Raw genomic sequence first — 21,671 nt, 5'->3', positions numbered from 1 at the left:
CACCGGTGCGTTACGCGCGCAAACAAACGGCAGATGGACACTGCAAGGTTTGTACCACCGGCCGTTCGGGTTCATGGTCAGATATTACCCGCGAAGCTCTGCAATGCGAGCCTTCACCTTGTCACGTTTTTCGGCGTAATCAAGCCCTTTTGCCCGTTCCGCTTCCACAACTTCTGTCGGTGCTTTCGCTGTGAATCCCGGATTGGCCAATTTCTTCTCCACCCGTTCGACTTCCGCATTCAGATGTTTCAATTCTTTTTCCAAGCGGGCAATTTCCGCGTCGATATCAATTAATCCGGCCAACGGGAGAAACAATTCGGCCCCCGACACAACAGCTGTGACCGATTTTTCCGGGGTGGCGGCGTTTCGGTCAATGATGAGCTGCTCCGGATTGCAGAATCGAACGATATAGGGTTGTCCCCTGTGAATCAACGATTCTGCCGTTTCATTTGCCGGTTTTATAATCATCGTCACAGGCCGGCTGGGCGGTACATTCATTTCTGCCCGTACATTGCGGACGGCCCGAATCAGGTCCATCAACACTTCCATTTCGTCCGCGGCGGATTCATTGACCAAAGAGTCGTCAAAATCCGGATAGGCAGCAAGTGTAATCGTCTTGCCGTCATGCGGAATATGCTGCCAGATTTCCTCCGTGATAAACGGCATGAACGGATGCAGCAAACGCAGGGACTGATCCAGTACGTACACAAGCACCGACTTGGTGGTCTGCTTGGCTTCCTCGTCATCGCCTTGCAGGTACAGTTTGGCCAGTTCGATATACCAGTCGCAGTATTCGTTCCAGATAAACTCGTAAATTTGCCGTCCCGCTTCACCAAAATCGTACCGCTCAAGCGCCGCGTTGACAACCGCCGCCGTCTCATTTAAACGGTGCAAAATCCACTTGTCAGCCGTCCCCAAACGGTCAGACAGTTCGCCCGTGTCATGGCGGAAACGGATGTCTTCGTAACGGAAATCACCCAAATTCATCATCACGAACCGCGAAGCGTTCCAAATTTTATTGGCAAAGTTTCTCGCCGACTCCACCTTGTCCCAATGGAACCGCAGGTCATTGCCCGGCGTGCTGCCTGTCATCAACATGAAGCGAAGAGCGTCCGCACCATATTTTTCGATAACGTCAAGCGGATCTACGCCGTTGCCAAGCGACTTGGACATTTTACGCCCTTCCGCATCCCTCACCAGGCCATGAATCAGCACGTCCTTAAAGGGGCGTTCGCCCGTAAACTCCAACCCGCTGAATATCATCCGGGCCACCCAGAAATAAATGATGTCAAACCCGGTTACCAGCACATCAGTGGGATAATAGCGCTTCATATCATCCGTCATGTCTGGCCACCCCATCGTGGAAAACGGCCATAGCCCGGATGAGAACCATGTGTCGAGCACATCTTCGTCCTGCTGCAGGTTGTGGCTGCCGCATGACGGACAACTGGTCGGGTCTTCCAATTCCACTATCGTCTCGCCGCAATCCTGGCAGTACCAAGCGGGAATCCGATGACCCCACCACAGTTGGCGAGAAATGCACCAATCGCGAATGTTCTCAATCCAGTGCAGGTAAATTTTTTCAAACCGGTCCGGCACAAAGCGGACAGGCGTACCGCTTTTTTGCAATGTGATGGCATTCTCCGCCAATGGTTTCATGTTGACAAACCACTGGGTGGACAAAAACGGCTCAACCACTGCGCCGCTTCGCTCCGAATGGCCCACCGCATGGTCATGTTCCTCGATTTTGAACAATACGCCTTGTTCCTGCAGATCCGCCACGATCCGCTTGCGGCATTCGAACCGGTCGAGCCCCTTGTAAGGACCCGCATTTTCGTTCATGGTTGCCGTCTCATCCATCACGCTGATCATCTCAAGATTATGGCGAACGCCGATTTCAAAATCGTTCGGGTCATGGGCAGGCGTCATTTTCACCGCACCGGAACCGAATTCGCGATCGACATACTCATCTGCCACGATCGGTATTTCCCGGCCAATAATCGGCAAAATAACGGTTTGGCCGATCAAATGCCGGTACCGCTCGTCATCCGGGTGCACGGCCACGCCTGTATCGCCAAGCATCGTTTCCGGCCGCGTGGTGGCAACCGTAATATGACCGCTGCCGTCTTTTAACGGGTAACGCATATGGTAAAGCGCCCCTTTGACATCTTTATACTCCACTTCGATGTCTGACAGAGCCGTTCTGGCTGCCGGATCCCAGTTGATAATCCGGTTGCCGCGGTAGATTAAGCCTCTTTTATACAACTCGACAAATACGGTGCGCACGGCACGTGAAAGCCCTTCATCCATCGTAAACCGCTCACGCGAATAGTCGAGCGAAAATCCCATTCTCCGCCACTGTGAACGAATCACGGACGCGTAATTTTCTTTCCACTCCCACACTTTTTCAAGAAATTTCTCACGTCCCATGTCGTAACGGGAAATCCCCTGTTCCCGCAACGTGGCTTCCACCCTTGCCTGTGTCGCAATGCCCGCATGGTCCATCCCTGGCAGCCACAGCGTGTCAAACCCTCGCATCCGTTTGTAACGGATCAGCACATCCTGCAGCGTACAGTCAAGCGCGTGCCCCATGTGCAATACGCCGGTAACGTTCGGCGGCGGAATGACAATACTGTACGGCTGTTTATCCGGATCGCCCGTCGCTTTAAAAAATTGGCTCTCAATCCACCAATCATACAGCCTCTGTTCTGTCGACTGCGGATCATAGACAGTCGGAATCTGATTTTGATTGGTTGTGTCTTCAGACATTTCAAAATCCCCCTCTGGACTCTACATTAAAAAACCTTCCGCCCTCTAAAGGACGAAAGGATTGCTTCCGCGCTACCACCTTTTTTCGCGTCTTACCCGCCGCACAAAAACAGTTACACGGCCAGACATGCTCACAAGTCAGACGCACACTTGGGAAGATAACGGATTTCACCGGAATTGACCTAGCGGAAGCGACTGCAACAACCTGCATTCGCGAATCGATCATACGTTCCGTTCAGCCAAACAACTCAGGGATGACGTTCAGATGAACCAATTCCGGAAAACCTCGCAGCCGCGATTGATTGCTCTTTGTAACATGCCAAATGCTGTCGGCTATCCAATCAATCGCCGGTTTTCCTCTCTGTGGATGTATCCACCCTACTCTTTCCCGTCTTCGTTTTTAGTCCAATTGACTGTTCTTTACCTAGTATACGCAAAACCCGCTGTTTGTCAAAATTCGCGTCGCAGTCCATCTGGCGTAAGAATCTGCCGCTGATTCGAAGTCTGCTTTTTAGCGGCCTGCCTTACTTTGGCGGCTTCCCTTACTGCGAAATCTTTCGCAGCACTTCTTCCGTCTCCCGCACCAGGTCGGCAAACAAATCGGCTGCCGGTTTTGTTGTTGTCAAACGGGACGCTTGCCCTGCCCACAACGACATATAATCCGTTTTATTCTGTCTGGCGGCCGCCTGCCGGATGTCCCGCGTCAATGCATTTTGCACCGGATAGGGAGCAATTGTGTCGCGATGCGACTCCATTTCGGTGATCATCCTATTGCGGATGCCGCGAGCCGTTCTTCCTGAAAAAGCGGTTGTCAACACAGTCGATTCGTCCGTGCTGTTCAGCAACGCTGCCTTTTGCGCAGGGTGAGCGCCACTTTCCGGACACGCCAGAAAGGCAGTGCCCAACTGCGCGCCCTCTGCCCCTAACGCCAGTGCCGCAGCCACACCGCGTCCGTCCATGATGCCGCCAGCTGCAATGACAGGTATCTGCACGGCGTCCACGATCTGCGGCACCAAGGCCAATGTCCCCACGAGCGAGTGCTCAACCGGAGCCAAAAACGTTCCCCGATGACCACCTGCTTCACTCCCCTGGCCGACAATCAGATCGACTCCCACCTGTTCCAACTGTACGGCTTCTCGTACGGTGGTCGCCGTTCCAACCGTCACGATGCCGTTCTCCTGAAGCCGTTTCATCTGTTCCTGCGAAGGAATGCCAAACGTAAAACTAAAAACGGGCACTTTCTCCTCTATCACTGCGGCCAGTTGATCCGGATACGATTCGGCATACTTGCTTGGCCGAGTTCCCAGTTCGATGCCAAGTTCTTTCCGGAAGCGGTCCAATTGCTGGTTCGCTTTTGCCAATTGTTCTTCTAAGACAACCGGTGGCTCATCCACGAACAGATTGACGGCAAACGGCCGATCGGTCAACTTCCGAATTTCCCGGACGGCTGATCGGATCTGTTCCGGTGTCATATAACCGGCGCCCAATGTCCCCAACCCGCCTGCCTCCGATACGGCGGCTACCAGTTGTGGCGTCGTCGGTCCTCCTGCCATCCCCGCCTGAATAATCGGATAGGAAATACCCAGAATCTCCGCGATTTTTGTTTTTCGCCACATGTTCCCCACTCCTCTTCACGCTATTTGATTAAAATAAGACAACCGTCCCTGGTTAAAATCCCGGTGTTATTTGGAATAATATGTAAGAATTCAAGAAAGGTGGTTGTTAGAATTTATTTTTATTTATAATATGATGAAACTCTTATGATTGCGTGAATTTACATAGGATCTGACATAGGGGATTTTGCCTCGTCCACATGTTCGTCCCGCTTCACATTTGCCTGCTCGGTCAACTCCGCTACCTGTTGACGCAGCCGGTTCATTTCGCCGCGCCATTTCCAAGCCCGAATCGACCATAGAATCGCCATTAAACACATTCCCAGCAAAAGTGTAATCAACATCAACAGCACCAGGTTCATCTGCACGCTAACAAACAGGAAGTTGACTTCCACCAGCCGCGAATTGGACAATGTAAAAGCGGCAACCAGCACCGCAAACAAAATGAGACCGATCAGTTTCCAACGCATAGGATCCCTCTCTTGACCGTTACTTTTTCTTCTTTTTATACTTTCGTTTGGGTCGGTTGACCGGACGTTCTTTTTGATTCGTTTTCTGCGCCTGTCTCCGCTGTTCTAACCGGTGCAGCTGCCGTTCCCGCGTATTGGCAAACACCCAGGATCCGAACACACAAACGATTAGAAACATGGGAGCGAGAAACGACAAGGAAAACAACGCAATCTGCCCAAACGTGGTCTCTTCTTGTGAAAGCAATTGGGTATGCAGCGCGAGGAACAGGAGCCACCCCACAATTCCGGCTAATGCGGAAGCGGCAACCCCCGCCCAAAAACGCTTTCCTTTGGAACGGTTTACCGCCACCCAACTTGCTATCATCATACCACCCGGCACGCTAAAATTGAACCAGTTTTTTCCAAATAAACTGAACACTCCCCCCAGTACTCCAAGGATCAAACCTGTCAGCCAAAAAAGTTTCCATTCAAATCGTTGGGGCGATTGTCCCATTTGTTGATTCTGCCCGGTTGTCATAACGTATCCTCCCGTTTTGCAACTCCAGTCGCCGATTTCCATACGCAATCAGCTCCGGATCGTGCGTAACCATAAAAATCGTTTTCCCTGCCCGGTGGAAGCGGAGGAACAGCTCCATAATCCGGTAGCTGTTTCCCTTGTCAAGAGCACCTGTCGGTTCATCCGCCAAAATCAGATCCGGGTCGTTAATCAGCGCCCGGGCCAGCGTCACCCGCCTCTGTTCGCCGCCCGACAATTCATGCGGACGACGGTCGCTCTTATCGGACAGCCCCACTTCCGCCAGAAGTTCATCGGCCCGTCTGCCGTCTTCTGCCGTCAGTTTCCCGTTAAACAATTTTGGCAGCAGCACATTTTCACGCGCCGTTAAGGTGTTGACCAAACCGGGAAACTGAAAAACGAAGCCAATTTTTTGGTTGCGCAGTTCTGTTTTGTCCCGTTCATTTAAACGGCTCGTCTCATGCGGCCCGATCCGCAGCGTACCTTCACTCGGCGCCACGAGCAAACCGATGAGCGAAAGAAGCGTCGATTTGCCTGATCCGGATGGGCCTGTCATCACGACAAACTCTCCTTGCTTGATTGCAAGATTAATATTCTCTAGAGCGGCAACTTTTCCCTGCCCGGTTTTAAACGTTTTCGACACCTGCTGCAGTTGAATCAATTATTCTCCCTCCCGGATCGCCGCATACGGCTCCTGTTTGACAATTGGATGGACCGGAACCGTTGCGGCTAAAATGCTGAGTACGGATGTCACCCCGATAGTCGCCGTTGCGATGAGAACCGCCAATCCCCAGGATGGGAACAAAAGGGGCAAATGAATCAGCTTGCGAATCAACAGACGGTTATCATAAAGCAGCACGAATGTCACAATCGTTCCTGCCGCTCCCCCCAGCAATCCGGCTAATCCTGCCTCCTGCAGCAAGAAACGGTAAACGGTTCGGGTGGAAGCCCCCAAAGCGCGAAACATGCCGATTTCCCGTTTTCGCTCTGAGACAACCGCCGAAAACAGGGTCATCACCTGCAATCCGGTCATCAAAATCACAATCCCGATCATCAGATACGAAAAAATCCGCAGCGGCAGCAGTTGCTGGTTAACCGTCTCCCGCAAGCTGACCCCGGTAACGGCAGATACATCCGGCAGCATCCGTTCGATTTTGTGTTTGACAAACTCCTCATCGCCCGGCCGCGTTTTCACCAGTACGACCGAAACGGAATGTTCCGGAAATTGGAGCGGACTGTGCAATGAACTGCGCAGCTCGCGGATTTTGTTAATATCCATATAAATCGTGTGGTCCGCCGCCGAACCGGTTGGATACAATACCTGCGATACGACAAACGGATGATGGAACAGGTGAATCTGTTCGCGGTAAGCCGAATTATCCAGGTGACCGATCGCGTTTTTGCCGCCCGCTTCGCTGCCAAGAATCACCGAGTTGGGCATAAAGCGATGCCCCACATCGGACAACCAGGGCTTCAATGTAAAATCCGTTTTCGGATCGAACGCCACAACAGGAAAGTTGCCTTCCACCTGACAGCAGGAACCGGAAAAGGTCTCCAGATACAATTGCGGTGATAAGGATTGAACTTCCGGAATCGAGCGGATTTTTTCAACTACCGATTCAGGCATGTAAAACGAGCTGGCGGTGCCGGTCAACAGCATCTGCTGAGCAACGGACGCATAGCCTTTTGGCACAACCATCACATCCGCACCAAATCGGTTAGCTGCGGCAGACAGACTGCGGTCCATGCTGTTGATGAAAAAATAGCTAAGGAACAGCATAGCGGCTGTTATAGCCGAAGACAGGATCAAAAGCGTGGAACGAAACGGTTTCCGCCACAGATTGTTCCAGACTAGGCGGCTTTGCAAAAAAACTGCCGGCCGGGCGGTTTTGGTTGTGTTTGTATCCTCTGACTCGCTTCTCGGCCAACTTACGTAGAGAATTACGGTAAGTACGATGCCTGCTGCCAACCACAAAAATTGAAACAGGATTTCAGGTGCCGTAAACATCGTTTCACCCGCTTTCGTTTGCAGTGATATCGTTCAACAGGTTGCAACTGTTTTCATTTTTTCCGTCCGGTGGATCGATTACCCTGCATGTGGCGTGGTATCTATTGACAAAACTGTGAACAATTTTTAGACTCTGCTTATTGGGAGACAGATGTAAAAAACGGCATGGCGGGGGGATTGAGACATGACGCGCATACCAGGCGTTACACCGGAACAGGCGGAAGGTTTTGTACGCGAAGTATTTGAAAAGCAGCTTGCACAATTTGGAGAGGTGCTGGAAAACCACAAACTGTACGCCAGGCGCCCGTCGATTTTTAAAGCGGTGCGCGGCATGTGGGGAGCGCTGGACAAATCAGGCCTGATCGACGCCCCTCTGCAAACACTGATCAACATTCGGGTGGCGAGTATCAACGAGTGCCCGTTCTGACAAGACATCAACGCTGCCGTCGGCAGTGAACTGGGGATTTCAAGCGAGAAGCTCGGCCAATTGTCGCAATATAAAACCAGTCCTCTTTTCACTGAAGCAGAGAGACTCGCTCTACAGTACACAGATGCGATTACGTTTACCGACCAGGATGTAGACGATGAATTGTTTGCCGAATTACGGAAACATTATACAGACGACCAGTTGGTGGAACTCACGGCGGTGATCGCCTGGGAGAATTTTTCCAGCAAATTCAATCGGGCATTACGGGTGACCTCGCAAGGGTTTTACAAGCAGTCGTAACGTCTGCGCCCCCCTTCTCATACGTTGATAAAAAGCTTCTCATGAAGCGGTCAACGATCAAGAGGGGGTTGCCATGGCTTTTTTAGTTGCACTTGCCAAGTTTGTCAAGCTGGTATTGGCGATTGCTATTACGCTCTTATTTTTACGGGCTATCCTGTTTCCGAATGCGTTTGACATTCTGATTCTCATGATGCTGTCCTTTGTGATGGTTATGCTGATGATTGCCACCCCATAGCAAAAAAAGCAGCTTATCGCCGCTTTAAGGGAATTCGGATTACCTGGCCCGGATCAATCTGTTCGTTTGTCAAACCGTTAGCCCGCATCAGATTTTCAATTGGGGTTTCATATTTGGCTGCCAACTGATCCAACGAATCGCTTTCCTGCACAATCCGGAATTTGATTGTATATTTGCTTTCCATTTGTTTCTCTAACCATCTGCCCCAAATCGACGGACGAGCCGTTTCACCACTTTCCTCCTGCACGGATTCTTCGTTTCCAGTCTCCGCCTGCGCCACCTGGTCGCTTTCCGTACCGCCAGATTCTGTAACAATCGGCTCGGATTGGAGATAATTCGGTACTGAAACATCTTCTATCTGCGTCTCTTCGTTTCGGATTTCGGGCTCAACCGATTCGGGAACCGCGTCCTTCGTCACCGAACCGTACAGCAAGCCGGACAGTTTGACCGGTGTAAGATCTTCCTGCTTCACCCCGAGCGAAAATTTCAATTTTCCTGCCGCCTCTTTATCCGCACCGTCCGCTTCCGCAACTGGAACCGATGCTGAGTCTGTCGCGGCGACAATCGCGTCATTGCTGTCCTCATCCGGTTCTCCGACCGTTTCCTGTTCGACAGTGACCGTTTCTTTCTTCACTTCGTAACCGCCGATTTTCAGTTCGGGAACTTCCGCTTTTATCTCAACATCAGCCTCTTTTTTTAGTTCGGCGATCACCTTATGTGCCAAATCGGCTGCAGAAGCAACTGGTACTGCTGTATCGGGTGCCGTTTCTCCAGCAATCGCCTCAAATTGAAAAGTTTCTTCTTCCTGTGACTGTTCCGTCTGCTCACCGCGCGGTTGTTCCGCTTCCGCTGTCTCTTGTCCGACACTCGTTTCCGGTTCGGCAACAGCTTCCGGTTCAACAGATGCTTCAGATTCCGCAACAGCTTCCCGTTCAACAGATGCTTCAAATTCCGCAACGGTTTCCAGTTCGGCGACTGCCTCGGGTTCCGCTAGCGCTTCCGATTCTACAGTTTCTGCCCGTACGGCAACGGCATCCGGCTCAACGACCGCTTCCGGTTCTGCAACAACATTCGATTCGATAGCGGTTTCCTGTCCTACAACGGCTTCCGGTTCGACAGTTTCCCCCCGTACTGTAACGGCTTCCGGCTCAACAGCTGCCTCGGGTTCTGCTATCGCTTCCGGTGCGCTTATGTTTGCCTGATCGCTGGTTGCCTCTTCTACAGTCGTTGTTTCCGGTTCAGATGTGCGGGCTTCCGACACAGTATCGGTGTCTGCGTTTTGCATACCGTCAATTTGCAAAGCGCTCTCACTGAACGTGTCGTGGCCGTTAAAATCGGATGCCGTGCTGTGCGTCAACGCTTCATTCAACTGTTCCAGCCACTGCGAATCCGGTTTATACACAATCGTATCCTGTTCGTCGGCGGACGGGTTCGATTCGATCATCCATTCCTTTTCGTCGAACGTGCTGTCTTCCGGTTCGGAACGAACCGGCTCGGCTGCAGGCATCTCCGGTTGTTCAGCCGATTCCTGCTGCATGCCGACGCCACTAGCTGCCGCTTCCTCCGCCGTGACCACAACTTCCTGTTCACCGCAATAAAATGAATAACCTTTTTTGCCGTTGAGGCCCATAATAGACAAGTCTGTTCGCAACTGGACCGTTTCCGCGTCAATCGGGATGACAGTCCATTGGCCAATCCGCGTATTCACTTCCAAAAAATTGGGCTGGGCGCTGATTGGAACCCTTAACGCAAAAGGGAGCCGACAGGTTAATGGAGCAACCCTTTTTTCAAACGAGTCGGCAGTATCCGACTCTGTTTCAACCGCTCCCGAAAAGTCAATTACCCCTTCCAATACATAGGTGTCTCCCAATCTGTCAAAATACGTGATTTCAGTCGCAACAGTCGCATCATCCGCCACTCTGCCCCTAACGCCGGATGCAATCGACAACTGTTGGTCTACTTGGACCTGAATGAACGGATGCTGATTCCCAAGAGCCACGCATACTCCCTCCTCCACGTTCTCCTGCATCAGTTCACTCTATGTTTTGGGGCAGGCACCTATGACAACAAATGTTCATGTTCCTGCAGTACACGGATCACTTCATCTCTCGTGCGGGCGGTCTGCAGACGGTCAACCAACAGTTTCGCCTGCTCTGCCGTCAGCTCGGATATCCTTTTTTTCAACCAAAGAATTCGGCTGGGGTTGACCGACAGTTCATTTACACCAAGCCCGATCCAAAACGGCAGCATCCGTTCATCACCAGCCAGTTCCCCGCAGACGCCGACCCATCTGTCTTTTGCCTTTGCCGCCCGGACCACATACTGGATGAGTCGTAAAACGGCCGGGTGAAATGGATCGTACAACTCTTTCACCCGATCATTTTGGCGATCCACAGCCAACGTGTATTGGGTCAAATCGTTTGTTCCAATGCTGACGAAATCCACATATTCGACAAAAAAGTCGATCAACAAGGCGGCCGCCGGCGTTTCCACCATCAATCCCAGCGGTACGCTCTCCACACCCGTTTCTTTCCGAACCTCCTCACAGATGGACTGGATCTCTTGCCATTCTTCGATCGAATGAATCATCGGAAACATGATTTTGACGGGACCAAAGCGGGAGGCACGATACAGGGCGCGCAGTTGGCTGCGAAACTTCTCCTTTTGATCGAACAGAACGCGAATCCCCCGGTAACCAAGAAACGGATTTTGTTCCTCAATCGAAAAATAGGGAAGCGGTTTGTCGCCTCCAATATCCAGCACCCGAAAGATAACCGGCCGCCCTTCCATTTCCTGCAAAATCCGCTGATACGCCGTAAACTGCTCATCTTCCGTCGGCCAATGCTGATAACTCATAAACAGAATTTCCGTACGGAACAATCCAATTTCATCCGCTCCGTATTTACGAACCCGTTTGGTGTCTTCCAACCCGCCAATATTGGCACCCATCGATACAGGAAATTGGTCTTTCGTCAACGCTTTCCGATCTTTCCAAATCAGCAGTTCCTTTTCCGCCGCCATTTGATCGATCAGTTTCTGCTGAAAATGATCAAGTGAATCCTGCGTCGGATGTTGAACCACCTGTCCGCTGACACCATCCACAATCAAAAAATCGCCGTGTTCAATCTGCAGCACCTCGTCACCCAATCCGGACACCACCGGAATCCCTAGTGACCGGGCGATAATGGCGCCGTGGCTTGTCTCATTTCCGCGCACAGTGACAATCCCGAGAATATAGGAAATATAGGGCTCCCCTGCAATGCTCGGAGGTATTTCATCAAGCACCAATACACCTGGCGCATCGATCAAATCCTCGATCGTATGCGCTCGCCCTTCCAACGCTTTCAACAGACGGTCACGCACATCAATCAAATCGATGGCACGCCCCCGCATATAGGGGTCTTCCATGGCGAAAAACTCCTGAATCCAATGCTGCATCACATCCCAAACCAACCATTCGGCGTTCGTTCCCCGCTCACAGATTCCCTGCAGCACTTCATCCATCAGCAATGGATCTTCCAACAAAAGTTCCTGCGCAGACAGGATCTCAATCTCTTGTGCGGACAGGCGCGTAGTGGCGGTTTGGATCAGTTTTCCCATTTCTTCCTTAGCCATTAGCACCGCGTTGCGAAAACGTTCTGTTTCTGCAGCCGGATCGTCAACCAGATAGCGTTTCACATTGTGTGAGGGACGAATTACAAAGGCGGTTCCCATCGCAATTCCTTCCGAAATCGGCAGTCCCTGCAAAGTTCGCTCCCGCTTTACAAAGACATGGAACAATACGTCTCCCGTTCCTTGCTCAATCCGCTCTACTCTTTCCATATTGGCCACCAGAACCGGGGTCAGCAGGGAGTGGGTTTTTGCCACCTGCTGCAAATCGAAACGGATCAAAGGCTGTCCGATCTGCACACGATCACCGACTTTGACAAGTGCCGTAAATCCTTCTCCCTGCAGATGCACGGTGTCCAAGCCGATATGAATCATAATTTCCAGATCGTGTTCGGTTCGGATCGCAAGCGCATGCAGTGTCGGAAAAAGCAGAACGACTTCCCCTTCGACCGGGGAGTGGACACACCCGTCCTCTGCCTGAACGGCCACGCCATCTCCTAACAATTTGTCAGCAAACACTTTGTCAGGGACCTGTTCGATCGGTACCACAGCTCCCGGCAGCGGCCTATAAACGGTGACAGTGACAAGTTCCTCCATCGGACAATCCCCCTCTCATTTGCGGGTCGACAGAACATCCCCGTGTAGTAAAGAAACCCCCGACACATTCGAGGGTTGTGACACTTACATATCGGCCAATACTTGTCTCGCCATTTCCACCGTATGATCGATATCCGCATAGGAGTGGGCCAGAGACATAAACCCGGCCTCCAGTTGCGATGGGGCAAGATACACACCGCGCTGCAACATTCCCCGGAAAAAAGCGGCATACCGCTCTAAATCAGAACGCTTCGCCGTCTCGTAATCCACAACTGCCTGCTGATTAAAGAAGCAGCCCCACATGCCTCCCGCATAAACGGCATATGACGGGATTCCCCGTTCGCGTGTAACTTCGGCCAATCCGTCGGTAAGGCGTTTTGACTTGGCTGCCAATTCCTCGTACACGCCAGGCCGGCCCAACAGTTTCAAGGTTGTATAACCCGCGATCATCGCAAGCGGATTTCCCGACAACGTGCCTGCTTGGTACATCGGTCCTGCCGGGGCCACCATTTCCATAATTTCCCGTTTTCCGCCGTAAGCGCCCACTGGCAAACCGCCGCCTATCACTTTTCCCAAAGTCGTCAAATCGGGTGTGATTCCATAGAGCGACTGTGCACCGCCATAAGCCGCCCGAAACCCGGTCATCACTTCATCAAAAATCAGCAGAGCCCCGTATTGTGCCGTAATCTCCCGAACAGCTTGCAAATAACCTGGTTTTGGCAAAATACACCCCATATTGCCAGCGATCGGTTCAATGATGACACCGGCAATCTGTTCGCCGAATTTTTCAAAGGCGAGTTGCAAAGACTCGATGTCGTTATAAGGAACCGTCAACGTTTGCGCCGCCACCGACTCCGGTACGCCGGGCGAATCGGGCAGTCCCAGAGTGGCAACACCTGATCCCGCTTTGATCAGCAGACTATCCGCATGACCGTGATAACATCCTTCAAACTTGACGATTTTGTTGCGTTTCGTGTAGCTGCGTGCCAGCCGAAGGGCGCTCATTGTCGCTTCCGTTCCGGAATTGACCATCCGCACCACTTCCACGGAGGGAACGATCTCCGTCACCAAACGCGCTATTTCCGTTTCCAACAGGGTAGGTGCGCCGAAGGAAGTCCCTTTTTTGGTAAAATCGATGATCGCTTCCGTGACTTCCGGATGAGCGTGCCCCAAAATCAGCGGCCCCCAGGACAACACGTAGTCGATATACGCATTGCCGTCAATATCGTATACGCGGCTTGCTTCGCCCCGGTCGATAAAAATGGGGTCGCCGCCAACCGCCCGAAACGCGCGGACAGGTGAATTGACGCCGCCTGGAATCAGTTTTTTCGCTTCTTCAAAAGCAGCATGCGATTTTTCATACCCTTTATGCATCGAGATCCCCTCTGCTTTCGCCTTCGATCGGTTTTATCCCCGCAGCCACTGTGCCGCCTCTTTCGCGTGGTAGGTAATAATCAGATCCGCGCCAGCACGCTTAAAACCGGTCAACAATTCGAGCACAACCTGCCGTTCGTCTATCCAGCCATTTTGGGCAGCCGCTTTCAGCATCGAATACTCACCCGATACGTTATAGGCCACTAACGGCAGATCGAAATTGTCCCGTACCTGGCGAATAATATCCATATACGCCATGGCCGGTTTCACCATCAGAAAATCGGCCCCTTCCTCCACGTCAGCCATCGACTCCCGCATCGCCTCACGCGAATTGGCCGGGTCCATCTGATATGTTTTGCGATCGCCAAATGAAGGAGCCGAGTGAGCCGCATCCCGGAACGGTCCGTAAAACGCGGATGCATATTTCACCGAGTAGGACATGATCGGAATATCGAGAAAACCTGCCTGATCAAGCGCGGCGCGCAATGCGGCAATCCGACCGTCCATCATGTCGGACGGCGCTACAATGTCGGCACCCGCATGCGCGTGTGAAACAGCCGTTTTGGCTAACAAAACGAGAGAGTCGTCATTCACAATTTGCCCGTCCCGGACAATTCCGCAATGTCCATCCGGGTTGTATGCACACAGACAAACGTCTGTTATCACCGTCATGTCGGGATTGACGTCCTTGACCGCTCGCACCGCCTGCTGAACAATGCCCTGCTCTGCATACGCTTCCGAACTGTGTTCATCCTTATGGGCGGGAACCCCGAACAGGAGGACCGACTCAATGCCCAATTCTGAGATTTCCTCCACTTCACGCTTTAACAACTCAATCGAAAGATGGTACACCCCCGGCATGGAAGCAATCTCTTCCTTGACACCGGTGCCATGTGCCGCAAACAACGGATAGATAAAATCTTTGGTGTTCAATACATGTTCCCGTACCATCGAGCGGATTCCCGCCGTTCTTCTCAGACGGCGGAGCCGTTGAAAACCGGTTGGCAGTTGCATAAGGGTCACTCCTTATCGTATTTGTTTATCTACTGCGTGCAGACGGTAACCGTGTCTCCTAAGCCCAGCGAAAACCATTCACAATCGCCTCAACCAAACCGTCGATCGTGTGCGGCTCTGCCTGTACATCTACACGAACACCCAATTTGGCAGCCGTTTCGGTTGTCACAGGACCAATCGAAGCTACCTGAACGCGAGCCAGCAATTTGGGCAAATCCTGCCCCTGCATCGCTTTCACAAAATTCTTAACCGTGGAAGAGCTGGTGAATGTCAGGACATCAATGCGCCCATTTGCCAGCATCTCTGCCACTGCTTCTGCATCGTCCGCCACAGCCTGGTTCTGATATACGTCAATCTCGGTCACTTCGCCCCCCAGTTGCCGCAAACCGTCAGGCAGCGTTTTCCTTGCGATGTCGGCCGTCGGCAGCAGAATTCGGTCTCCCGGCCGCAGTTTGTTTTGCATTACGGTCAACAACTCATCCGCAATAAACTGATCGGGCATCAGATCGGGGATTATTCCCCGCTGCCGCAGCGCCTGCTCGGTAACCGATCCCACCGCCGCTATTTTGCCCCGCAGTCGGCGGATATCGATAGCGGTTTCCCGCATTCTGCCGAAGAAAAACTCAACACCGTTGACAGACGTAAAGATCAGCCAATCAAACGATTCCAGACGGCTTAACGCCTGATCAACCGGCTGCCAATCGGTTGGCGGCGCCAAACGAATAACTGGAAACTCATACACCTCGCCGCCCAATTGCTCGATTTTGGAAGCCAATTCGCCAGCCTGAGAGCGTGCTCGGGTAACCAAAACACGCTTGCCGAACAGCGGTTTTTTTTCCATCCAGGCCAGTTTGTCACGCAAACGGACCACGTTCCCTACCACGATAATGGCCGGATTTTGAAAATTCGCCTGTGCGGCTCGCTCCGCAATGTCAGCCAGTGTTCCCGCAATGGTTTCCTGTTCCGCCCATGTACCCCAACGGATCAGGGCTGCCGGCGTTTCCGGAGATCGGCCATACCGCATCAATCGTTCGGCAATAGCTGACAGCCGACCGACCCCCATCAGAAAAATCAACGTATCGGCTGCCATTGCCAACTGCTCCCAATGAATCCCGGAGTGATCATCGTCCGCAGCGTCATGCGCCGTTACTACAGCAAAAGAAGCGGCTATGCCACGATATGTAACCGGAATTCCCGCATGGATCGGCACGCCGATCGCGGAAGAGATACCGGGGATTACCTCATATTCTACACCGTGTTCCGCCAGTGTCGCCATTTCCTCGCCAACACGCCCGAAAACGGCCGGGTCGCCCCCTTTTAAGCGGACCACTGTCTTACCCTGCTTCGCCTTTTCCGCCAAAAGCAGGTTGATCTGTTCCTGCGGAATTTTTGCGGCAGCAGGCGACTTTCCCACATCAATCCGTTCCGCTTCGGCAGGAGCCATTGCCAGCAAGCGGGGTGATACCAGCCGATCATAAACGATCACATCGGCCGCCTGAATCGCCTGCAATCCTTTAACGGTAATCAGATTCGGGTCGCCGGGCCCGGCGCCGACCAGATAGACCTTGCCGCCAGCCATTACGAATTTTGCTCCTCGCCAAACATATCCAGAATCTCGCGAGCCCCTTTTTCGATCAATTTTTCTGCCACCTGGATGCCCAATTCACGCGGCTGTTTGCCTTCCGCAAACTCTTTTAACAGGACGGAACCGTCCGGCAAACCAACAAAGCCCCGCAAAGACAACCAATCGTCCATTTGTTCCGCGTAACCTCCGATCGGCACCTGACAGCCCCCGTTCATCCGGTCCAGAAATGCTCGTTCCGCCGTCACTTCCAGGCGGGTCACAGGGTGGTCCATCTGTGCCAAAAAGTCGATCACTTCCTGATCATCTTCCCGGCATTGGATCGCCAACGCTCCCTGGCCAACCGCCGGAATGCAAATGTCGACCGAAAGCCGTTCCGTCGCCCGGTTCAGCCATCCCATCCGGGATAGTCCAGCGGCTGCCAGCACAATCGCATCCAGCCCATCTTCCTCCAACTTTCGCAGACGGGTATCGATGTTTCCCCGCAGGGGTACGATTTCGAGATCAGGTCTGGCTGCCTGCAGCTGCGCAGACCGCCGCAGCGAACTGGTGCCGATTTTGGCTCCCTTCGGCAGTTCCGTAAAATTCCGGCCGTCGCGGCTAACCAGCACGTCACGTGGATCTTCCCGCTCCGGCACCGCTGCAATCACCAATCCCGGCGGGATGACTGCGGGCATGTCCTTCATGCTGTGGACGGCAAAATCGATTTTTTTGTCAAACAGGGCCTGTTCGATCTCTTTTACGAAAAGCCCCTTGCCGCCTACTTTTGACAATGTCACGTTCAAAATCCGGTCGCCTCGAGTCACGATATGTTCGGTCTCGATTTTTACATCCGGATCGAATTCGGCCAACTGCGAACATACCCAATTTGTCTGTGTCAGTGCCAGGGAACTTTGTCTTGTACCCACGATCAAATGCCTCATTGCTTTTCCCGCCCCTCGATGATCAATTGAATGATGCGGTCCGCTTCCGCCGCATTCCTCTCGCGCAACAATTCCCGTACATCAGACCGGACAATTTGCCGCAGTATCTCCGTTCGGATTGGTTCCTCGTCAATCGTTTGCAGCAACCTCTCCCGAACAGAAGCCAATTTATCCAAATACGTTCCATATTCATCGCCAAAATAGGATTCCAACTCCTCCCGAATCAGGCGAGCCAGCGCCGGCCCCAACCCGGAGGTGGTAATCGCCACCTGCAGCGGACCTCTTTCCAGAACGGCCGGAAACAGGAGATTTCCCTCGTCCGCCGCATGAACCCCATTTGCCAACCGTCCCTCCGATCTCGCCTCTGTGATCGCTTGTCGATTCACAGAGGACGAATTGGTGGCTGCAATTGTCAGAAACGCACCCCGTGTATCCCCCGGTTGAAAGGAACGGTGGATATGTTCAATCTGCCCTCGTTCTGCCAACACGGTTAATTTTTCCGTCAAATTGGGAGAAACTACCCTCACCTTCGCGTTGCGGACGAGGACAGATTGCACGCGCCGTTCCGCCACTTGACCGCCGCCTATCACTACACAAAGCTGCCCGGACATATCGAGGAAGGCACCAAACCAATTTTTTCCCATTCTGTCACCGCTTTTTCTTACCAATTATGGAAATGCGAGAAAAACTGACCGACTACCAGATAATTCACGATCACACCCACAAACGCCGAAATGTTGATCCACGCCAGTTTTCTGCCCAACCACCCGGCCGAAACGCGCAAATACAGGTAAATCCCGTACAGGATCAACAGAGCAAGCGATACAACCGGTTTCGGATCGAGAATCAACACCGAGTTAAAACGGGCGTTATACCAGATCGCCCCCAGGATCACAGCGATCAAAAGCAACGGAAAGCCAAATACGATCAGCCGATAGGAAAACTGCTCGAGTTGATCAAGTGCCGGCAAACGGCGAAACAGGTCGTTCCATCTTTTTTCTTTCAGCAACTTTTCCTGAATCAAATACATAATCGAAAAAATGGTCGCCAGCAGGAAGCAGGCATAGCTTAACAATGCCATTGTAACATGCAGAATCAGCAAATCTCCCTGCAAGGAGGCTGACAGTTGCGCTGCCCCTTTATCGCTGAACGTGACAAACGCTACAACGGCAAACCCGATTACATTTGTGAAGAATGTAAACAGATCGATTTTATAAAAAAAGTTAATCACCAGCGAGAATAGGATCAACACCCACGAGAAGTAAATCATCGTTTCAAACGTGGTCAACACCGGCACGTAATTAAGCTCCATCATGCGAAGCACAAAGAAGACCGTCTGAATTACCCACACGCCGAGCAGCAGCACAAGGGCTGTACGGTTCACTTTCCGGTTTGGCTGAATAAAATCAATGAAATACAAAAATACCGAAATTGCATAAATAAACGTCATCAGATCATACAAAAGGACACTTCCGTTCACCTGAAGCCCCCCTTCACCGCGTCAATCCACCCAACCATTGGGCTTCTACCGTAACTTTCTGGCCGTCCGCATGATCCGATCGGCCGCCATCATCAAATACGGCTGTATGCGGGACAGCGGCAGAATGCCGAACGACCGGTTGCGAGCGGCCTGTTTTGTCTGCCGATTCGCTTACCGGTTCATTTGCCGATTCCCTTGTCCGGTCGCTTGCCGGTTCCCCTGTCCGCCCCGCCGCTTCCACCCTGCGTGCCGAGTCTGTCACGGAAGGGATGCCAAATATCCGGGAGAAAAGAGACAGATACTGTTCCGCCTGTGGCTCTTTTGCCATTTCTTTCAACTGTTGGATCGGTTCCCGCAGCATTTGATTCACAATGCTTGACGTGTGTTTTTCCAACTGCTTCAATTCCCGTTCAGACAGGTTCGGCAGCTTGTTTTGCAAACTCTCCATAATCTCCTGCCGAATGCCGCCCGCTTTCTTCTGCAAAGCGGAAATCAGCGGAATCGCCGCCCGTTCCGTCTGCCATTGTTTAAAAGCCACCAGTTCCAGTTCCAGAAACCCTTCAATTTTGGCGGCTTCTTTTTTCCGTTCGGCAAAATTCGCGGCGATAACGCCTTGCAAATCATCTATGTCATACAAAAACACATTTTCCAATTTATTAATGGACGGGTCCAAATCGCGCGGCACCGCAATATCGATCAGAAACAAAGGGCGGTAGCGGCGCTGCTTCATGGCATTGGACACCTGCAGTTTGCTGATGACATATCCTTCCGCGCCTGTCGACGAAATGACAATATCCGCTTCTTTCAGCGCCAGGTCGATCGATTTCAGTTCCAGCGCATGGCCTTCAAATTTGTCAGCCAGCTCTTTCGCCCGCTCGAACGTGCGGTTGACGACCAGCACCCGGCGCGCACCCGATGCATACAGATGCTTTGCCGTTAATTCGCTCATTTCTCCGGCTCCGACAATCAGCACCGTTTTATTGTTGAGCTCTTCGAATATTTTTTTCGCCAGTTCCACAGCCGCATAGGACACCGACACCGCATGACGGCCGATTTCCGTCTCTGAATGGGCCTGTTTGGCCAGCGTTACCGTACGCTTAAACAAATTGTTAAAAATCGGCCCTGTTACACCTGATTCCTGCGCCCGCAGAAAGGCGTCCCGCACCTGGCCCAAAATCTGCGTTTCGCCAAGCACCATCGAATCCAGCCCACACGCCACACGGAACAGATGACGAACCGCATCATCCATGCTGTATATATAAAGGTATGGCAAAAAGACCTCGCGGTCTATCCCTGAGGCGTCTGCCAGAAAATTAAATATGGTTGCCTTGGCCGCCTCCACCTGATCTGTTACCACATAGACTTCCGTCCGGTTACAGGTAGAAACAAGCACTGTCTCCGCCAAACTGTCAGACATGGCCAACTGGTGCAGCGCGCCGTTCAAAACCTGGTCAGACACGCTAAACCGTTCACGGACCTCGACAGGAGCCGTACGGTAGTTTAATCCGATTGCGAGGATCACCATGTTGACACCTCCGTTCTCATTCCGAATTATTATACCACTAATTCATCAAAATTCGAAACTTGTTCTGAAAAGGCTGTTTTTAAGACTTTATGAACAATTTTCACCAAAACCGGGCGGACGCATAGGATGTAAATCATGAGCCGTAAAGGAGGTCAAGGAGAAATGAAATGGAAGTCCTTTGCCGGACTGGTTTTGGCCGGTATCCTGTTGTTCTCGGTCGGCTGCGGCGGCACCAAACAGACGTCAAATACACCATCGGACAGTAACCCTGCAGCCAATTCGACAAAAGTTCGAGTGAGCGAAGTGATCCGTTCCGTTTTTTACGCACCGCAGTATGTGGCATTGCAGAAAGGGTTTTTTAAGGAACAGGGACTGGATGTTGAACTGACCACCGCGTGGGGCGGTGACAAAGTGATGACCGCCCTGTTGTCCGATCAGACAGACATCGGGTTGGTCGGTGCGGAGACCACCATCTTTGTCAACCAGCAGGGGTCGCCCGATCCGGTCGTCAATTTTGCGCAAGTCACGCAACGAGACGGCTCCTTCCTGGTAGCCCGCCAGAAAATCGACAAATTTGACTGGTCGCTGCTAAAAGGCAAATCCCTGATTGGCTCACGTTCCGGTTCGATGCCGGAAATGGTAAGTGAATTCGTGCAGCGTAAACATCAGATCAACCCTAAAACAGATAACCAGATCATTCAAAACATCTCGTTTGACACGCAAACCAGTGCTTTTGCTTCCGGCACGGGCGATTTTTATCAAGCGTTCGAACCGGCCGCCTCGATCCTGGAGAAACAGGGGCAGGGATATGTAGTGGCCTATTTTGGCGAAGACAGCGGCAAGCTTCCCTATACCGTGTTTATGGCAAAACAAACCTATATGCAAAAAAATGCGGAAACGATCCAGAAGTTTACAAACGCCGTCCAGAAAGCACAAAACTGGATTCAAAGCGCAAGCGGCGCTGAAATTGCAGACATGATCGCCGCCTATTTCCCTGATGTCAGAAAGGACATTTTGACCATGGTGGCAGACCGCTACAAAAAAGCGGATGCCTGGGCAAAAGACCCGATCATCGACAAAGAAGAATGGGATAATCTGCAGACGATTATCCAGCAGGCAGGCGAACTGAAAGCTGCTGCCCCTTACGATAAACTGGTCAATACCACATTCGCGGAAAAGGCGAAACAACTGGTGAAGTAACAGGAATGTACGAAAGCCGCCCCCACACAGG

The 21,671-nt window shown here is 52.1% G+C and carries 18 protein-coding genes and 1 pseudogene; 4 read left to right on the top strand and 15 right to left on the bottom strand.

Annotated elements, in window-relative coordinates:
- Window positions 1-84: 84 nt before the first annotated feature.
- The 6 genes from skT53_RS00240 to skT53_RS00215 form a co-directional block, all read right to left on the bottom strand.
- The gene (locus skT53_RS00240) at window positions 85-2,769 is read right to left on the bottom strand and encodes a valine--tRNA ligase (RefSeq protein ID WP_200759232.1); all 2,685 of its coding nucleotides are present in this window, start codon (window positions 2,767-2,769) and stop codon (window positions 85-87) included.
- A 542-nt stretch (window positions 2,770-3,311) separates the two neighbouring features.
- Window positions 3,312-4,385 (bottom strand): NAD(P)H-dependent flavin oxidoreductase, encoded by a 1,074-nt coding sequence (locus skT53_RS00235; RefSeq protein WP_200759231.1) that lies wholly within the window; start codon window positions 4,383-4,385, stop codon window positions 3,312-3,314.
- Window positions 4,386-4,543: 158 nt separating this feature from the next.
- The gene (locus skT53_RS00230; protein ID WP_200759230.1) at window positions 4,544-4,852 is read right to left on the bottom strand and encodes a lipopolysaccharide assembly protein LapA domain-containing protein; all 309 of its coding nucleotides are present in this window, start codon (window positions 4,850-4,852) and stop codon (window positions 4,544-4,546) included.
- A gap of 19 nt (window positions 4,853-4,871) precedes the next feature.
- A complete protein-coding gene (locus skT53_RS00225) occupies window positions 4,872-5,369 on the bottom strand; it encodes a hypothetical protein (protein WP_200759229.1) in 498 nt (165 codons plus the stop codon).
- Window positions 5,320-6,027, bottom strand: a complete 708-nt coding sequence (locus skT53_RS00220) for an ABC transporter ATP-binding protein (RefSeq protein ID WP_200759228.1) — start codon at window positions 6,025-6,027, stop codon at window positions 5,320-5,322. The genes skT53_RS00225 and skT53_RS00220 overlap by 50 nt, the downstream gene beginning before the upstream one ends.
- Window positions 6,028-7,374 (bottom strand): ABC transporter permease, encoded by a 1,347-nt coding sequence (locus tag skT53_RS00215; RefSeq protein ID WP_200759227.1) that lies wholly within the window; start codon window positions 7,372-7,374, stop codon window positions 6,028-6,030.
- Between the two features lie 184 nt (window positions 7,375-7,558).
- Between skT53_RS00215 and skT53_RS00210 the strand changes: the two genes are divergently transcribed.
- The 3 genes from skT53_RS00210 to skT53_RS00200 all read left to right on the top strand — a co-directional run bounded on the left by skT53_RS00210 (window position 7,559) and on the right by skT53_RS00200 (window position 8,336).
- The gene (locus skT53_RS00210; RefSeq protein WP_200759226.1) at window positions 7,559-7,801 is read left to right on the top strand and encodes a carboxymuconolactone decarboxylase family protein; all 243 of its coding nucleotides are present in this window, start codon (window positions 7,559-7,561) and stop codon (window positions 7,799-7,801) included.
- Between the two features lie 60 nt (window positions 7,802-7,861).
- On the top strand, window positions 7,862-8,101 hold the full coding sequence (locus tag skT53_RS00205; RefSeq protein ID WP_200759225.1) for a carboxymuconolactone decarboxylase family protein: 240 nt from the start codon (window positions 7,862-7,864) through the stop codon (window positions 8,099-8,101).
- A 73-nt stretch (window positions 8,102-8,174) separates the two neighbouring features.
- Window positions 8,175-8,336, top strand: coding sequence for a hypothetical protein (locus tag skT53_RS00200; protein WP_200759224.1), 162 nt, complete (start codon window positions 8,175-8,177; stop codon window positions 8,334-8,336).
- Between the two features lie 13 nt (window positions 8,337-8,349).
- Here the strand turns inward: skT53_RS00200 and skT53_RS00195 are convergent, their stop codons facing one another.
- From skT53_RS00195 to hemA, 9 genes and pseudogenes are all read right to left on the bottom strand, one after another.
- Window positions 8,350-10,335: a LysM peptidoglycan-binding domain-containing protein gene (locus skT53_RS00195; protein WP_200759223.1), complete on the bottom strand. Its 1,986-nt coding sequence runs from the start codon at window positions 10,333-10,335 to the stop codon at window positions 8,350-8,352.
- 59 nt (window positions 10,336-10,394) lie between these two features.
- Window positions 10,395-12,542 carry a phosphoenolpyruvate--protein phosphotransferase gene (gene ptsP, locus skT53_RS00190; protein WP_200759222.1) on the bottom strand — a complete coding sequence of 716 codons (2,148 nt, stop codon included), beginning with the start codon at window positions 12,540-12,542 and terminating at the stop codon, window positions 10,395-10,397.
- Between the two features lie 84 nt (window positions 12,543-12,626).
- Complete coding sequence (hemL, locus tag skT53_RS00185; RefSeq protein ID WP_200759221.1) at window positions 12,627-13,916, bottom strand: glutamate-1-semialdehyde 2,1-aminomutase; 1,290 nt, start codon at window positions 13,914-13,916, stop codon at window positions 12,627-12,629.
- 33 nt (window positions 13,917-13,949) lie between these two features.
- The gene (gene hemB / locus skT53_RS00180) at window positions 13,950-14,930 is read right to left on the bottom strand and encodes a porphobilinogen synthase (protein WP_200759220.1); all 981 of its coding nucleotides are present in this window, start codon (window positions 14,928-14,930) and stop codon (window positions 13,950-13,952) included.
- 58 nt (window positions 14,931-14,988) lie between these two features.
- On the bottom strand, window positions 14,989-16,509 hold the full coding sequence (gene cobA / locus skT53_RS00175; RefSeq protein ID WP_200759219.1) for a uroporphyrinogen-III C-methyltransferase: 1,521 nt from the start codon (window positions 16,507-16,509) through the stop codon (window positions 14,989-14,991).
- Window positions 16,509-17,435 (bottom strand): hydroxymethylbilane synthase, encoded by a 927-nt coding sequence (hemC, locus tag skT53_RS00170; RefSeq protein WP_200759218.1) that lies wholly within the window; start codon window positions 17,433-17,435, stop codon window positions 16,509-16,511. Before hemC ends, cobA begins: the two co-directional genes overlap by 1 nt.
- Window positions 17,432-18,079, bottom strand: a complete 648-nt coding sequence (locus tag skT53_RS00165; protein ID WP_200759217.1) for a precorrin-2 dehydrogenase/sirohydrochlorin ferrochelatase family protein — start codon at window positions 18,077-18,079, stop codon at window positions 17,432-17,434. Before skT53_RS00165 ends, hemC begins: the two co-directional genes overlap by 4 nt.
- A gap of 17 nt (window positions 18,080-18,096) precedes the next feature.
- Window positions 18,097-18,915, bottom strand: a complete 819-nt coding sequence (locus tag skT53_RS00160) for a cytochrome C assembly family protein (protein WP_200759216.1) — start codon at window positions 18,913-18,915, stop codon at window positions 18,097-18,099.
- Between the two features lie 241 nt (window positions 18,916-19,156).
- Window positions 19,157-20,440, bottom strand: a pseudogene (hemA, locus tag skT53_RS00155) (glutamyl-tRNA reductase); the annotation flags it as partial.
- Window positions 20,441-20,602: 162 nt separating this feature from the next.
- Between hemA and skT53_RS00150 the strand changes: the two are divergent.
- Window positions 20,603-21,640 (top strand): ABC transporter substrate-binding protein, encoded by a 1,038-nt coding sequence (locus skT53_RS00150; protein ID WP_200759214.1) that lies wholly within the window; start codon window positions 20,603-20,605, stop codon window positions 21,638-21,640.
- Window positions 21,641-21,671: the final 31 nt, after the last annotated feature.

The organism is Effusibacillus dendaii, from assembly GCF_015097055.1.
Taxonomy (GTDB): Bacteria; Bacillota; Bacilli; order Tumebacillales; family Effusibacillaceae; genus Effusibacillus; species Effusibacillus dendaii.
Note: the sequence above shows the minus strand (reverse complement) of the source record. Positions and strands in the feature narration are given on the sequence as shown.